The sequence below is a fragment of the Tsuneonella rigui genome (assembly GCF_003958625.1).
Taxonomy (GTDB): domain Bacteria; phylum Pseudomonadota; class Alphaproteobacteria; order Sphingomonadales; family Sphingomonadaceae; genus Tsuneonella; species Tsuneonella rigui.
Genome location: NZ_RSEL01000020.1, coordinates 210,198 through 224,348, shown reverse-complemented (window position 1 = coordinate 224,348; position 14,151 = coordinate 210,198). Strand labels below are relative to the sequence as shown.

At 66.7% G+C, this 14,151-nt stretch carries 15 protein-coding genes; 10 read left to right on the top strand and 5 right to left on the bottom strand.

Annotated features, from left to right (window positions below; all coding sequences use genetic code 11):
• The first annotated feature begins 20 nt into the window (after positions 1 to 20).
• The 3 genes from ELY12_RS09510 to ELY12_RS09500 all read left to right on the top strand — a co-directional run bounded on the left by ELY12_RS09510 (position 21) and on the right by ELY12_RS09500 (position 3,707).
• A complete protein-coding gene (locus ELY12_RS09510; protein WP_126176450.1) occupies positions 21 to 1,319 on the top strand; it encodes an acyl-CoA dehydrogenase family protein in 1,299 nt (432 codons plus the stop codon).
• 124 nt (positions 1,320 to 1,443) lie between these two features.
• Entirely contained in the window at positions 1,444 to 2,532 is a 1,089-nt protein-coding gene (locus ELY12_RS09505; protein ID WP_126176449.1) for a Zn-dependent alcohol dehydrogenase, read from the top strand.
• Positions 2,533 to 2,618: 86 nt separating this feature from the next.
• Positions 2,619 to 3,707 (top strand): phosphotransferase family protein, encoded by a 1,089-nt coding sequence (locus tag ELY12_RS09500; protein ID WP_126176448.1) that lies wholly within the window; start codon positions 2,619 to 2,621, stop codon positions 3,705 to 3,707.
• Position 3,708: 1 nt separating this feature from the next.
• Here ELY12_RS09500 and ELY12_RS09495 read toward each other — a convergent pair whose 3' ends face one another.
• Entirely contained in the window at positions 3,709 to 5,826 is a 2,118-nt protein-coding gene (locus ELY12_RS09495) for a S8 family peptidase (protein ID WP_241229807.1), read from the bottom strand.
• Here ELY12_RS09495 and ELY12_RS14520 point away from each other — a divergent pair.
• The 3 genes from ELY12_RS14520 to ELY12_RS09480 all read left to right on the top strand — a co-directional run bounded on the left by ELY12_RS14520 (position 5,816) and on the right by ELY12_RS09480 (position 7,489).
• Positions 5,816 to 6,142: a hypothetical protein gene (locus ELY12_RS14520; RefSeq protein ID WP_241229806.1), complete on the top strand. Its 327-nt coding sequence runs from the start codon at positions 5,816 to 5,818 to the stop codon at positions 6,140 to 6,142. The two genes, ELY12_RS09495 and ELY12_RS14520, sit on opposite strands and share 11 nt — an antisense overlap.
• Positions 6,143 to 6,254: 112 nt before the next feature.
• Entirely contained in the window at positions 6,255 to 7,094 is an 840-nt protein-coding gene (gene dapD, locus ELY12_RS09485) for a 2,3,4,5-tetrahydropyridine-2,6-dicarboxylate N-succinyltransferase (RefSeq protein ID WP_126176445.1), read from the top strand.
• Positions 7,095 to 7,150: 56 nt separating this feature from the next.
• Positions 7,151 to 7,489, top strand: a complete 339-nt coding sequence (locus ELY12_RS09480; RefSeq protein WP_126176444.1) for a hypothetical protein — start codon at positions 7,151 to 7,153, stop codon at positions 7,487 to 7,489.
• Between the two features lie 35 nt (positions 7,490 to 7,524).
• Here the strand turns inward: ELY12_RS09480 and ELY12_RS09475 are convergent, their stop codons facing one another.
• Complete coding sequence (locus ELY12_RS09475; RefSeq protein WP_241229805.1) at positions 7,525 to 8,781, bottom strand: dipeptidase; 1,257 nt, start codon at positions 8,779 to 8,781, stop codon at positions 7,525 to 7,527.
• Positions 8,778 to 9,578 (bottom strand): DUF72 domain-containing protein, encoded by an 801-nt coding sequence (locus tag ELY12_RS09470; RefSeq protein WP_126176443.1) that lies wholly within the window; start codon positions 9,576 to 9,578, stop codon positions 8,778 to 8,780. The genes ELY12_RS09475 and ELY12_RS09470 overlap by 4 nt, the downstream gene beginning before the upstream one ends.
• Positions 9,579 to 9,648: 70 nt before the next feature.
• On the opposite strand from ELY12_RS09470, the gene ELY12_RS09465 reads away from it, so the two are divergent.
• Positions 9,649 to 10,119, top strand: a complete 471-nt coding sequence (locus tag ELY12_RS09465) for a pyridoxamine 5'-phosphate oxidase family protein (protein WP_126176442.1) — start codon at positions 9,649 to 9,651, stop codon at positions 10,117 to 10,119.
• Positions 10,120 to 10,129: 10 nt separating this feature from the next.
• Complete coding sequence (locus ELY12_RS09460) at positions 10,130 to 10,540, top strand: DoxX family protein (protein ID WP_126176441.1); 411 nt, start codon at positions 10,130 to 10,132, stop codon at positions 10,538 to 10,540.
• Positions 10,541 to 10,543: 3 nt separating this feature from the next.
• Here the strand turns inward: ELY12_RS09460 and ELY12_RS09455 are convergent, their stop codons facing one another.
• Complete coding sequence (locus ELY12_RS09455) at positions 10,544 to 10,795, bottom strand: SWIB/MDM2 domain-containing protein (protein ID WP_126176440.1); 252 nt, start codon at positions 10,793 to 10,795, stop codon at positions 10,544 to 10,546.
• Between the two features lie 314 nt (positions 10,796 to 11,109).
• Between ELY12_RS09455 and ELY12_RS09450 the strand changes: the two genes are divergently transcribed.
• A complete protein-coding gene (locus tag ELY12_RS09450) occupies positions 11,110 to 12,537 on the top strand; it encodes a S41 family peptidase (protein ID WP_126176439.1) in 1,428 nt (475 codons plus the stop codon).
• Positions 12,538 to 12,544: 7 nt separating this feature from the next.
• On the opposite strand, the gene ELY12_RS09445 is transcribed toward ELY12_RS09450, so the two are convergent.
• Positions 12,545 to 13,150, bottom strand: a complete 606-nt coding sequence (locus tag ELY12_RS09445; protein WP_126176438.1) for a TetR family transcriptional regulator — start codon at positions 13,148 to 13,150, stop codon at positions 12,545 to 12,547.
• 111 nt (positions 13,151 to 13,261) lie between these two features.
• On the opposite strand from ELY12_RS09445, the gene ELY12_RS09440 reads away from it, so the two are divergent.
• Positions 13,262 to 14,134, top strand: coding sequence for a metal-dependent hydrolase (locus ELY12_RS09440; protein ID WP_126176437.1), 873 nt, complete (start codon positions 13,262 to 13,264; stop codon positions 14,132 to 14,134).
• Positions 14,135 to 14,151: the final 17 nt, after the last annotated feature.

The following is a 14,151-nucleotide window of genomic DNA, read 5'->3' as shown; positions in this document are numbered from 1 at the left end:
TAGCGAGAGGAACAAGCGACATGGACTTCGAACCCACCGAACGGCAGCGCCACTGGCGCGATCGTGTCCGCCATTTCATCGACAGCCATGTCCGCCCGCGCACCGACGAATACCGCGCCGCGCACGAGAAGGACCGCTGGGGCGTGAACCCGGTTCTCGAGGAGGAAAAGGCCCGCGCAAAGGCGCAGGGCATCTGGAACCTGTTCATGCCGCCACAGAGTGGCCGCCCGCACCTCGATGATACGTTCGAGTTCGACGGCCCGGGCCTGACCAATCTCGAATACGCCCTGTGCGCCGAGGAAATGGGCCGCGTCGGCTGGTCGAGCGAGGTGTTCAATTGCTCTGCCCCCGACACCGGCAACATGGAGGTGTTCCACCGCTACGGCACGCGCGAGCAGAAGGACCAATGGCTCAAGCCGCTGATGGAGGGCGAAATCCGCAGCGCCTTCCTGATGACCGAACCGGCGGTCGCCTCGTCCGACGCGACCAACATCGAGTGCCGCATCGTGCGCGACGGCGACGAGTATGTGATCAACGGCACCAAGTGGTGGTCAAGCGGCGCGGGCGATCCGCGCTGCAAGGTCGCGATCTGCATGGGCAAGACCGATTTCGAGGCCAAGCGCCACCAGCAGCAGTCGCAGATCATCGTCCCGCTCGACGCCGAGGGCGTGAACATCAAGCGCTTCCTGCCGGTGTTCGGCTATGACGATAGCCCCCACGGCCATATGGAGATCGTGCTCAAGGACGTGCGCGTGCCGGTCTCGAACATGATCCTCGGCGAAGGCCGCGGGTTCGAGATCGCGCAAGGCCGCCTCGGGCCGGGCCGCATCCACCACTGTATGCGCACGATCGGCGTCGCCGAGGAAGCGCTCGCCAAGATGTGTCTGCGGCTGCAGACCCGCGAGGCGTTCGGCAAGCCGATCTACCAGCACTCGGTGTGGGAAGAACGGGTGGCCCGCGCCCGCATCGACATCGACATGACTCGCCTGCTCTGCCTCAAGGCGGCGGACATGATGGACAAGGTCGGCAACAAGGCCGCAGCGCAGGAAATCGCCATGATCAAAGTGCAGGCGCCCAACATGGCGCTGCGCATCATCGACGACGCGATCCAGGCGCACGGCGCCGGCGGCGTGAGCGACGATTTCGGCCTCGCCAACGCCTATGCCCACCAGCGCACGCTGCGACTGGCGGATGGTCCGGACGAGGTCCACGCGCGCGCCATCGCCCGCATCGAATTCGCCCGCCACGCGCCCAACGTCGGCAACGATCCGGGCACCCCGCGCGATTTCAGCTCGGGCGACATGGCGGCGACCCGGTAGGCCGACAGGTGTCCGCGTGGCCTTCGACAAGCTCAGGCTGAGCGGGAATTGGTACTAAACTACCCCGCTCATCCTGAGCCTGCCGAAGGATGCTGCGCGACGATCGATTTGGAGTGAAATTCGAATGAAAGCCGCCGTACTCGTCCAGCCCAAGCAGCCGCTCGCGATTGAGGAGCTGTCGATCGCCAAGCCCGGCCCGCACGAGGTGCTGATCCGCACCGCCGCGTGCGGGCTGTGCCATTCCGACCTGCACTTCATCGAGGGCAGCTATCCGCACGCCCTCCCCGCCGTGCCGGGGCACGAAGCGGCGGGCGTGGTCGAGGCGGTCGGCAGCGAGGTGCGCACGGTTAAGCCGGGCGATCACGTCGTCTCCTGCCTCAGCGCGTTCTGCGGGCACTGCGAGTTCTGCGTCACCGGCCGGATGGCGCTGTGCCTCGGCGCGGAGACCCGCCGGGCGCAGGGCGACGCGCCGCGCATCACCCGGCCTGACGGTTCGATGGTCAACCAGATGCTCAACCTCTCGGCCTTCGCCGAGCAGATGCTGATCCACGAGCATGCCTGCGTGCGGATCGATCCGGAGATGCCTTTGGACCGTGCCGCGGTGATTGGCTGCGCGGTAACCACCGGCGCTGGCGCGGTGTTCAATGCGTGCAAATTGGTCCCGGGCGAGACGGTGGCGGTGATCGGCTGCGGCGGTGTAGGTCTCGCTGCGATCAACGCCGCCAAGATCGCCGGCGCGGGACGGATCATCGCCTGCGACCCGATCCCCGCCAAGCGCGAACTCGCCAAGGCGCTCGGCGCCACCGACGCGGTCGATGCGTTGGCGGAGGATGCGGCGCAGCAGGTGATCGAGATTTCCAGGGGCGGCGTCGATCATGCGATCGAGGCTGTGGGGCGGCCGGCTTCGGCGGAGCTTGCCTGCAAGGTCCTGCGCCGCGGAGGGACCGCGACGATCCTCGGCATGATGCCATTGGATTGCAAGGTCGGCCTCGGTGCGCTGGACCTCCTGAGCGGCAAGAAGCTGCAGGGCGCGATCATGGGCAACAACCGCTTCCCGGTCGACCTGCCGCGCCTGGTCGACTTCTACATGCGCGGACTGCTCGACCTCGACACCATCATCGCCGAGCGTATCCCGCTGGCCGCGGTGAACGAGGGCTTCGAGAAGATGAAGCAGGCCGACAGCGCCCGCAGCGTGATCGTGTTCGACCAATAACCCTTTTCCGCTCGGGCTGAGCTTGTCGAAGCCCGCGCGCGGCGCCAGCATCCTTCGACAGGCTCAGGATGAGCGGAGGTTTGTGAATGAGTACCCCATCGCCCGAGATCAAGGACGCGACCGCCGCCTTCACCGGCACGGTCGAGCCGAGCGAAGCCGATCACCTCGACGAAGGTCGTTTGACCGAGTGGATGGAGGCCAACGTCGAGGGGTTCCAAGGGCCACTCAGTCAAGGCAAGTTCAAGGGCGGGCAGTCGAATCCCACCTACAAGCTGACGACCCCGAACAAGAACTACGTTCTACGCCGCAAGCCGTTTGGTCCGCTACTCCCCAGCGCGCACGCGGTCGACCGCGAGTTCAAGGTCCAGTCGGGTCTCTACAAGACTGGCTTCCCCGTCGCGCGGCAGTTCGGGCTGTGCACGGACGACAGCGTAGTCGGATCGTGGTTCTACGTCATGGACATGGTCGATGGCCGCACGATCTGGGACGGCGCCATGCCGGGTGCACGGCCCGAGGAACGGCGCGCGGTGTACGATGCGATGGTCGATACCCTCGCCAAGCTCCACAACACCGACATCGAGGCCGCGGGCCTCGGCGATTTCGGGAAGCCCGGCAACTACTTCGGTCGTCAGGTCGACCGCTGGACCAAGCAGTATCGCCTGTCGGAAACCGAGACCTTGCCGTCGATGGAAAAGCTCATCGAGTACCTGCCGGCAACCCTGCCTAAGCAGACCCGCACCAGCGTGGTCCACGGCGATTACCGCATCGACAACATGATCTTCGCGCATGACCGGCCCGAAGTGATCGCGGTGCTCGACTGGGAGCTCTCGACCCTCGGCGACCCGATGTCGGACTTCACTTACCTGTGCATGATGTACGTCACCGAGAACGGCGGCCGCTCAGGCGTGATGGACCTCGACCGCAAGGCGCTCGGCATCCCCGAGCTCGAGGAGGTCGTCGATCGCTATTGCGCGGCGACCGGGCGCGACCAGGTGCCCGACATGAACTGGTTCTTCGCCTACAATTTCTTCCGCCTCGCGGGCATCCTGCAGGGCATCAAGAAGCGGGTGATCGACGGCACCGCCAGCTCCGCCCACGCGAAGGCACAGTCCGACCGCGTCGCGCCGCTCGCCGACAAGGCGTGGGAGTTCGCGAAGAAGGCGGGCGCATCCTAAGCTAGAAGCGCTTCGCCCACTTCACCGCCACGCCCTTGTCGTCGGGCAGGCTGTCGATGTGCCCCGGGTCGGTGCGGTAGAACACGCTCGCCGAAGCATCGCCGCCCCACAGGTTGCCGTGCCAGGCGAGTTCGCTGTCGATCTCGCGCCCTTGGGGCGTCAGCGACAGCAGGCTGGTGCCATAGGTCGGCAGCAGAGTGTTGTAATCGTAGCTCGTCGGTAGCGTCAGGTTGAGCCCGCCGCCCTCGACCCGCAGCGGCTGCGACACGCGCAGGCCCAGGCTGTCCGAACGGCCGAGCACGCCCTGCTTGCTGACATCGGCCGACCAGCCGCGGCTGACGAAGTTCGATCCCGCGCCGATCACGCCCGACCGGTCCGCGCGGGTCCAGCCCTGGCGGAACGCTCCGCCCAGCCGCCAGCCATCGCCCATGTGCCACGCCGCATTGGCGTCGAGGAACATCGTGTTCGCCCCGCCGCCGCCGAAGGTGTCGTTGAAGTAAGCGCCGAGTACGGTGCGCTGCTCACCCAGCCAGGTCACGCCCAGCGCGGTGTCGACCGGGCCGAACCGGCGGTCGGCGGTCAGCGAGAAGCTGTTCAGCCCGCGCGCCTCGCGGTTGCGGTCGAGCTGGCCATCCTGCACCCGCAGGCTGCCGAGCCAGGCCTTGCCCTGCTCGCTGCTCGCGGTCAGGCCCCACGGGCCGAGTTGGCGGCGATAGGCGACCGACAATTCTCCGCTCTGGGCAAAGCCGTTGTCGCCGCGCGCATCCCCCGCGATCAGGAATGCCGGGCGATCCTGGCCTTGGAGCTGCGCCACGAGGCCGTCGGCACCCTCCTTGAACGCGAAGCCGATCTGCTGGTCGGGCGCGATCTTTATCGCCACCCGCCCCGCCAGCACCTTGGCCGCCTGCGCATCTTCGGCCGACAAGCGCAGCGGCGCGATCCAGTTCGACTGACCGTGCGCGCCATCCGCCAAGGTGAACGACATGGCCATCACCGGCCCGTCGCCGCCCACCGTCCGCGCCCCGGAATCGACTGCGCCGAGCAGCTTTGGCCGCACGCTCGCGCGTTGCAGCCCACGCGCGAAATCGTAGCTGTAGGCGCGCTTGTAGCCATCCAGCACCACCGTCCCGAGCGGCGCAGAGGTAAAGGCATCACCCATCGGCCCTGACGACACCCCGCTGCTGTCGCCGAGCGCTACCGACGTCGTGCTGCCGGCAAGCGTGGTCGTCCCGCTCGGCTGGAACGCCTTGGCGATGTCGAGGATACCGCGGCCATAAGTCGAGTCGGTTCCTGCCGCGCCGGCATCGCGCGCGCTGGTCAGCAGCAGCTCGACCATCTGCGGTCCGGTGAGGTTGGGGAACGCCTGCTTGAGCAAGGCCACCGCGCCGGCGATCTGCGGCGCCGAGAAGCTGGTGCCCGAAATCAGGGTGACGAACTGCCCATCCGGCGTGGTTTCGATCTTGAGCGCGCCGTTCTCGTACTCGCAGCACACCCGCTCGCCCAGCGCGGACAGGAACCACTGCGCCTGCGATCCGGCCTTGTTGCTGAAGCCCGAGAACTGGCTGTTTTCATCGACCGAGCCCGCGATGATCACGTTGCTCCCGCCTGCGTTGCGCACGCCGGCAGCGAAGGGGTTAGGCTGATTAGGATCGATCTTGGGATCGCTGCCGTCGCCGTCGTTGCCGGCCGATACCACAACCACAACGCCCTTCGCGCTCGCGTTGCGCACGGCGTTGATCAGCGCGGTGCTCGGCGCGTCGCCGCCCAGGCTGAGGTTGACTACCGTGGCACCCGCCGAAACCGCACGGTTGATGCCGGTCGCGATGTCGCGGTCGTCGAACGAGCAACCGTCCGAATCCGCGCTGGTATCGGCGCAAGTGCCGGGCGTATCGGCACGGAACATCGCGATCGTCGCGTCATAGGCGATGCCCACGATGCCGGTGTTGTTGCGGGCCGCCGCGGCGATCAGGGCAACCTGGGTACCGTGCCCGCCGACGTCCTCGACCGTGCCGTTCCCGGCGACGTCGGCGCTGGCGGGATCGATCCGGCCGGCGAACTCCGGACTGTCGGTATCGATGCCGGTATCGACGATTGCGATCTTCGCGCCCTTGCCGGTCACGCCCCTGGTCCACGCCGCGGTCGCGTTGTGGAATCCGGGTCCGTCCGACCGGCGAAACTCCGCGGTGTCGAAGGTCGATAACGGAGTGGGTGTCGGGGTCGGCGACGGCGTGGGCGTCGGCACAGGAGTAGGCGTTGGTGTCGGCACCGGCGCGGGCGTGCTGGAAATCGGTGGCGCGCTGCCCCCGCCTCCGCCGCAACCGGCGAGCATGGCGAGCGCGCTGATCGCGCAGCCGATGTGGAACCGCCGTGAGCGGAGCGAGCGAGTGTCCATAATGCGTGCGTCCCGAATTATGCGCTCTTCCCTGCCGGATTGACAATAAAGCGGCGCTGAACGCGTCGTTTCGCTTTCCGGCAGCAAAGCCGTTCGCGGCTTGCCCGGCGGCGGCGGCAACGGTAGCGCCGGCCCACACCCGCATGGAGCACCCTATGTCCGCCGATCTCGCCGCCGCCATCGACCAGGCCTGGGAGGATCGCGCCAACATCACGCCAGCCAGCGCAGCGGTTCGCGAGCCGGTCGAGGCCGCGCTTGAGCTGCTCGATGCTGGCCAGGCCCGGGTCGCCGAGCCCGACGGGTCGGGCGGTTGGCAAGTCAACCAGTGGCTCAAGAAGGCGGTGCTGCTGAGCTTCCGGCTCAACGACAACGTGGTGATCGACGGCGGCAGCGCGGGCGCGCCGGCGTTCGACAAGGTACCTTCGAAGTTCGCCGGCTGGGGCGAGAACCGCTTTCGCGATGCCGGCTTCCGCGTGGTGCCGGGCGCGGTGGTGCGGCGCGGCGCGCATATCGGCCGCGGCGCGGTGCTGATGCCGAGCTTCGTCAACATCGGCGCTCACGTCGGCGAGAACACGATGGTCGATACCTGGGCCACCGTCGGCAGCTGCGCGCAGATCGGCACCGGGGTGCACATCTCGGGTGGAGCGGGGATCGGCGGCGTGCTCGAGCCGTTGCAGGCCGATCCGGTGATTATTGGTGACGGCGCGTTCATCGGCGCGCGGGCCGAAGTGGCTGAAGGCGTCCGCGTGGGGGAAGGCGCGGTGCTCTCGATGGGGGTCTATCTCGGCGCCTCGACCAAGATCGTCGACCGCGCGACTGGCGAAGTGCACATCGGCAGCGTGCCGCCTTACGCGGTGGTCGTTCCGGGCGCACTCCCCGGCAAGCCTCTGCCCGACGGAAGCATGGGACCGAGCCTCTACTGCGCGGTCATCGTCAAGACGGTCGACGCGCAGACGCGGGCCAAGACCGGGATCAACGAGCTATTGCGCGACTAGGAACCGAACCGCGCCGAAAACCGTAGAAGGGCCAACCAGAACAAGGGAGCCAGATCATGGACCAGAGGGGCGACGAAGTTCACACCAGCACCACCGAAGCGAGCGCAGGATCGAAGGAAGGCGTGGTCCGCTGGGTGCTGATCATCGGCCTGATCCTGGCAATCGGCCTCCTGACCGTGATCTGGGTGACCGGCGCTTTCACGCAACCCGCCGAGGTGCGGCACGAAAACGTCAGCCGTGAAATCGCCGCCGAGGAGGCCGCGGAGGCGGACCGCGGCCAGCCGATTACCCCGGCGCTTGGCGATGATAGCACAAGCGCCTCGACGTCCACCACGGCCGCGCAAGCCACCCCCGGCGACGCGCCCGCGGGCGATCCGAAGCCCGACGCCCAATAACCCGTCGTCCCAGCGTAGGCTGGGATGGCGATCCATTAGAACGCGGTCGGATTCTCGATCGGCGGATCGCCGCGATGCGCGGCGGCATAAGCCTCCGCCGCATGCAGCACGCGGTCGATGTTCCGGTTGGCGATCTTCTCCAGATCGGCCTGGCTGTAACCGCGCCGCGCAAGCTCGGCGAACAACACCGGGTAGCCGGTCACATCCTCCGCGCCCACCGGGCCCGTCTCCATTCCGTCGTAATCGCCGCCAAGACCGATGTGGTCGATCCCGGCGACCTGCCGGATATGGTCGATGTGATCGGCCCAATCGCTGACCGTCGCCTTTATCTCGGGGTTGGCGGAATCCCATCGCGCGAGCGCCGCGGCCGTCGCCGCGGGATCGCCCGGCCACAGCGCCTTCAACCGCGCCTGCTCGGCGGTGCGCTGGGCATCCCACTGCCGGCGCTTCTCACTGAGAAAGGTCGGAAAGCCGACCGCCATCACGATCCCGCCGTTATCCTTCAGCCGCGCCAGCACGCTGTCGGGCACGTTGCGGGCGTGTCCATCAACTGCGCGCGCGCCCGAGTGACTGAAGATGACCGGCGCCTTTGCCACGTCGAGCACATCCACCATCGTCGCTTCGCTGACGTGGCTGAGATCGACCAGCATGCCGATGCGGTTCATCTCGCGCACCACGTCGCGGCCGAAATCGGTCAGGCCGTCGTGCGCCGGCGCGTCGGTCGCGCTGTCGGCCCACGGGGTGTTCTTCGAGTGCGTGATCGTCATGTAGCGCGCTCCGAGCGCATACATCTGGCGCAGCACGCCGAGGCTCGAGCCGATCGAGTGCCCGCCCTCCATCCCGATCAGCGAGGCGACCCGGCCAGCCTTCATCGCCTTCTCGGCGCCCGCCGCGGTGGTGACGAATTCCAGCCGGTCGGGATGGCGCGCGAGGATGCGCTTCATCACATCGATCTGCTCCAGCGTGGCCTGCACCGCCTGCTGCTCGGTCAGGCCGGCATCGACATAGACCGACCAGAACTGCGCGCCGACGCGGCCCTTGGCGAGCCGGGCGAGGTCGGTGTGCATCGGGCCCTTCTTGGTTGCGGGATCGGCGGTGCCGGTGGTGTCGGCGAAGTTCAGCTCGGCGATTACGTTGCGATAGCGTTCGCGCAGCTGCTCAGGCACGTCGTTGTGCCCGTCCCACACCGGCGCGGCCTTGAGCGCGGCGGCCGCCACCTGCTCCGGCGTCGGCGCGGCATGCGCGGTTCCGGCGAGCAGCAGCGCGGCAAGCGCGATCGGAGTCAGATTCACTTCGTCTCTCCCAGTCGTTCGGCGAGCGCCATGGCGGCCGCCGGTGCGCGCTCCTTGGCGCCGTTGATCAGCAGGGCGAATACATCGCCGCTTCGGCCCGCACTATCGGCGCGATCGCCAGCGTAAGGCAACTCCGCTGACGCCTCACCCGCTGCCCACGCGCGGCATAGCCGTGCGATGCGATCGAGTTCGTCAGGCGCGTAACCGGTTGGGCAGTTGCTGTGCATGTTCTGCATCCGCAAGTACGCGAAGTCAGCTGTGCGATCGGCGATCGAGACGCGGTTGTCCGCTTCCGAGAATACGATCGCGACCCCCGCCTTGCGCGCGAGGTCGACGAACTCGGCGCAGGCGAAGCTTTCGTGCCCGACTTCGATCGCGTGGCGCAGCGCCACCCCTTCGTGCTTGCGGGGCAGCATGGCGAGGAACTGCGCGAGATCGTCCGCCTCGAACCGCTTGGTCGCGGCGAGCTGCCACACGACCGGCCCCAGCTTGTCGCCCAGTTCGACGACGCCCTGATTGAGGAACTTGGGCAGCGCCTCGCCGGCAGTCGCAAGCACCTTGCGATTGGTGATGAAGCGCGAGCCCTTGAGGCTGTAGACGAAGCCGGGCGGCGCGACCTCGCGCCAGGCGGCGAAGCTCTCGGGCTTCTGCAGCTTATAGAAGGTGGCGTTGATCTCGATCATGCCGACTGCGCGGGTGGCATACGCCTGCTCGTCGGCTTGCCGCAGGCCCTTGGGATAGAACATCCCGCCGCGCCAGTCGGGGTAGGTCCAGCCGCCGATGCCGGTGCGTATCATGCGCAATCCATATCGCCCCGGAACTCCCTGTCGATCCAACATTTGATAGCCGACAAGGAGAGAGAACCCGATGACCAAGACGCTGTCCGACATTTCCGAAGACATGAAGCAGATCGACTTCTGCACCCTCGCTACCCACGCCCCGAACGGCACGATCGGCGCGCGGCCGATGAGCAACAACCGCGAGGTCGATTACGACGGCGATTCGTGGTTCTTCACCTATCAGGACCGCCAGATGGTGGCCGATATCGAGCGCGATCCCAATGTCGCGATGACCTATCTCGGCAGTGCGGGCCTCAAAGGCATTCTCGGCGCGCCGGGGCAGTTCATCCACGTCGAGGGCAGGGCGTCGATCATCCGCGACAAGGCGCGGTTTCAGGAGCATTGGGACAAGTCGCTCGACCGATGGTTCCCGAAAGGGACCGACACGCCCGGGCTGACGATGATCGAGGTGAACGCGACCCGCATCCACTATTGGGACGGCGAGGACGAAGGCGAAGTGGCGCTGAAGGACAATAAGGCGTGGACCGAAGGTCCGTGACACATAGCCAATGAAGCGCGCCGCCGCGCGCTGGCTGCTGGCGATGTTCTACGGCGTGGCGGGGTATTTCCACCTCGCCGCGCCGGCCTCGTTTCTGAAGATCATGCCGCCGTGGGTGCCCTCGCCAGGCGCAGTGGTCGCGCTGACCGGAGTGGCCGAACTGCTGGGAGCGGCGGGCTTGGCGCAACCGTGGTCGCGCAAGTTGCGGCAAGCGGCGGGGATCGGGCTGGCGCTCTACGCGCTGTGCGTGTGGCCGGCGAACTTCCATCACATGGCGCTCGACCTGGCGCGCCCCGATCACGGCTGGGGCCTGGCCTATCACATTCCGAGATTGCTGGCGCAGCCGCTGATCATCTGGGCCGCGCTATGGGCGGGCGAAGCGACCAACTGGCCCTTCGCCCGCGCCAAACGTTTACCGTAGGTCTCAGCTCATGTGCTTGGAGACGGCACCGGTCATCTTGAACATCGAGATCTGATCGTTGCCGGTCACCTTGCCGAGCGAGGCATCGGGATTGATCATCCGCTTGTCCTTGGTGTCCTGCAGGCCGTTCTTCTTGATGTAGTCCCACACCTTCGAAGTCACCTGCGCGCGGGTCATCGGGCCCTTGCCGCAAACCGCTTCGAGATCGGGGGTAAGATTGACGGGCTTCTGCAGCGCGTTGTTCTTGCCAGCCATGATTTAGATCCTTTCCTGCTTGGCTATGCGAAATAAGCTAGTCGAACAGGTTCGCCAGTCCACCCCTGCCTGCGATCGGCGACGGGGATGGCGAGACGCCCTCTGCCATTTGGAGTACTAGGCGCTCGGAAGGGGCACTGCGAGGGCAAGAAGCCCCTGAGGACAAGTTTTCGACAGCCATGACGCGGTTTTACGGGTAAAAACTGTTTCGCAAGCCGCTCCTGAGGTCCAAAACGGCAGTGAGAGCGGCGGCTGGGGCCGAGTCTCATTCACCACCGCGCCCGAGAGTGGCGCCGGTAATGAGGGATTTGGTCATGAGCATCGGTCGCACTTCGCTCAGTTTCGTGCTCGCACTCTCGCTCGCCGCATGCGGCGGAGGCGGAGGCGGTGGCGGCGCCCCGATCGGCGGCGGCGGCGGTCCGACTCCCACCCCGACCACCGCGGCCTGCTCGCTGTCGGCGCGGCAAGATTTCGCCAAGTCGGTGCTCGATGAGTGGTTCCTCTACCCCGAGCTGATCGACAGCTCGGTCAACAAGGCGAACTACACCACCGTCCAGGGCTACATCGACGCGGTGCTGCACAAGTTCTTCGAGCAGAAGAAGAATGCCCAGTTCACCTACATCACCTCGATCGCCGAGGAGAACGCGTTCTATAACTCGGGCTCCAGTGCCGGCTTCGGCTTCCGGCTGGGCTACGACACCTCGCAGAACCGCGTCTTCGTGCTCGAGACGTTCGAGGGCACCACGGCACTTGCCGCTGGGATCGACCGCGGGGCGGAGATCCTCGCCATCGGGACCTCGGCCGGCAACCTTACGAATGTTTCCACCCTGATGGCATCGGGCGGCGCCCAAGCCGTCGTCGATGCACTCGGCCCGTCGACCGTCGGCACCACCCGCGTGCTCAGGGTCAACCGCGGCGGCGTGGTGAGCGACATCACCCTGCAGAAGACCGATTACGCGCTCGATCCGGTGTCCAATCGCTACGGCGCGGTAGTGCTCAACGACGGCGGCAAGAAGGTCGGCTACATCAACCTGCGCACCTTCATCGATCCCGCCAACGCCGACCTGCGCGCGGCGTTCGCCAACTTCCAGGCGCAGGGGATCACCGAGGTGATCGTCGATCTGCGCTACAACGGCGGGGGCCTGGTCAACGTCTCCGAGCTGTTCGGGGACCTGCTCGCCGCGGACAAGGTCGGCAAGGTGTTCAGCTACACCACCTTCCGCAGCAGCAAGGCGGGTGAGAATTCGACCAAGCTGTTCGCCGCGCAGCCGCAGGCGATCGCCGCGACCAAGATCGCCTTTATCGGCTCAAACGGGACCGCCTCGGCGAGCGAGCTGCTCGCCAACTCGTTCATCCCCTACCTTGGCAACAACACCGCGCTGATCGGATCGAATACCTACGGCAAGCCAGTCGGCCAGATCGCGGTCGACAAGGCCGCGTGCGACGACCGCATTCGGGTGATCGCGTTCCGGACCGAGAACGCCAATCACCAGGGCGATTACTTCGGCGGCCTTGCGAGTGTGTTCCCGAAGACCTGCGCCGCGCCCGACGACATCACGCACCAGCTCGGCGATCCGAACGAGGCGCAAATCAAGGCCGCGCTCGACTTCCTAGCAGGCCGGGCGTGCACCTCGATCACCGCGTCTGCGGGTCAGAAGGCCCTGTCCGTCGCGCCGACGCGCGAGCTGATCCGGCCGGAGAACGGGAGCACCGCCCAGCGCGAATCGCCGGGCTCGTTCTAAAGCGAGCCTAGAGCGGCTGCGGTTCGGCCGCGCGCTGCAGCGAGCTGACCAGCAGCTGCTCCGCGCGGTCGCGCGCCGCGGTCTCGGGCAGCCCGAGCGAGCGCGCGAGCGCGCGGCCCATCAGCGCATCGCCGAGCGCCAGGAGGACCAGCGTCAGCGTATCCTCGTGCAGGCGGCGCGGATTGTCTTCATGGCCCGCTTCGTCGGGAGCGATTTCGTCGACCAGCTCGTGGATCGTCTCGATGATCGGGTCGAGCGCGTCTTCATTGCCGCTCGCGAGCATCCAGCTGGCCAGCGCGCCGGCGCCCTCCTTGTCGAACGCGTCGAAGGTCAGGTCCACCACTTCGCGCGGGCTGCCCAGCCCCGCCCGGCTGGCGCGCACCGCGTCCTTGATCGTGTCGCAGACGGTTTCCGCCAGGTGCTGCGCAAGCGCCTTTTGCAACCCCGAGGCGGAGCCGAAGTGATGCAGCAAGTTGGCGTGCGTACGCCCGATCCGCCCAGCGACCGCCTTGAGCGTGACCGATTGCGGCCCTGTCTCGATCAGCAGCAGGCGCGCGGCGACCAGCGCGGCGGTGCGGGACTCTTCGGGACTCAAACGCTTGCGGGTATTCATCGGTCAGCCGAACTAGGACGCACCTTCCGCTAGGGCAATCGTTTCCTTATTTACACTCTTGTCAGTAGTGCGTATTGACACGTCTGTCAGTTAAACCGGAGTCGACGCACCGTGAACGCGCCCACCACTTTGGAACTCGCCGAACCGTCCGCTACCCCGAGCGATCTCGACATCGTCGTGCGCGATCGCCGCTTCCTGCGCGGGGCGGAGCCCAAGCGCTGGTGGCTCAATGGCGACCCGGTCGCCACCGCGTGGTTCAACGCGCTGTCCGCGACCTTCCCCCGCGGTGAGGCGTTCTTCATCGAATCGGTCAAGGCCTTCCGCGACGGCGCCAGCCCGAAGCTCACGAGCGAGATCCGCGCGTTCGTCCGCCAAGAGATTAATCACACCCGCGAGCACATCGTGCTCAACAAGCTCGCCGAAGCGAGCGGCTACGACGTCAAGTTCATCGACGGCCGGATCGAACATCTGCTGCAATTGCTCGAGAACCGCCCGATGCACCTCAACCTCGCGGCGACGATGGCGCTCGAGCACTTCACCGCCATGCTGGGGCACGAGCTCCTCGCCAACCCCGAGCATCTTGCCGGGGCAGAGGGCGATCTCGGCGAGATCTGGCGCTGGCACTCGGTCGAGGAAATCGAGCACAAGGGCGTCGCCTACGACACCTGGCTCCACGCGACCAAGGACTGGAGCCGGTGGAAGCGGTGGAAGGTCAAGAGCCTGATGATGGTGATTGTCAGCAAGCGCTTCATCTTCAACCGGGTGCAGGATACCGCCGACTTGCTGGCCCAGGACGGCCTCACCGGCTGGAAGTGGCGCGCGAAGATCTGGTCCTACCTGCTGGTCCGCCCCGGCTTCCTGCGCCGCATCGCGCCGCAGTGGCTGGCGTTCTTCCTCCCTGGCTTCCACCCCTGGAACCACGACGACCGCGCGCTGATCGCCAAGCACGAGGGCGATTTCGCCGACGCGCTGCTGCCGGCGTAAGAAAGACCACACCCGTC

Bases quoted from the DNA above. Each gene is read 5' to 3' on its own strand.
- ELY12_RS09510 (WP_126176450.1), top strand. From the start codon at position 21: ATGGACTTCGAACCCACCGAACGGCAGCGCCACTGGCGCGATCGTGTC.
- ELY12_RS09505 (WP_126176449.1), top strand. From the start codon at position 1,444: ATGAAAGCCGCCGTACTCGTCCAGCCCAAGCAGCCGCTCGCGATTGAG.
- ELY12_RS09500 (WP_126176448.1), top strand. From the start codon at position 2,619: ATGAGTACCCCATCGCCCGAGATCAAGGACGCGACCGCCGCCTTCACC.
- dapD (WP_126176445.1), top strand. From the start codon at position 6,255: ATGTCCGCCGATCTCGCCGCCGCCATCGACCAGGCCTGGGAGGATCGC.
- ELY12_RS09480 (WP_126176444.1), top strand. From the start codon at position 7,151: ATGGACCAGAGGGGCGACGAAGTTCACACCAGCACCACCGAAGCGAGC.
- ELY12_RS09470 (WP_126176443.1), bottom strand. From the start codon at position 9,578: ATGATACGCACCGGCATCGGCGGCTGGACCTACCCCGACTGGCGCGGC.
- ELY12_RS09465 (WP_126176442.1), top strand. From the start codon at position 9,649: ATGACCAAGACGCTGTCCGACATTTCCGAAGACATGAAGCAGATCGAC.
- ELY12_RS09460 (WP_126176441.1), top strand. From the start codon at position 10,130: ATGAAGCGCGCCGCCGCGCGCTGGCTGCTGGCGATGTTCTACGGCGTG.
- ELY12_RS09455 (WP_126176440.1), bottom strand. From the start codon at position 10,795: ATGGCTGGCAAGAACAACGCGCTGCAGAAGCCCGTCAATCTTACCCCC.
- ELY12_RS09450 (WP_126176439.1), top strand. From the start codon at position 11,110: ATGAGCATCGGTCGCACTTCGCTCAGTTTCGTGCTCGCACTCTCGCTC.
- ELY12_RS09445 (WP_126176438.1), bottom strand. From the start codon at position 13,150: ATGAATACCCGCAAGCGTTTGAGTCCCGAAGAGTCCCGCACCGCCGCG.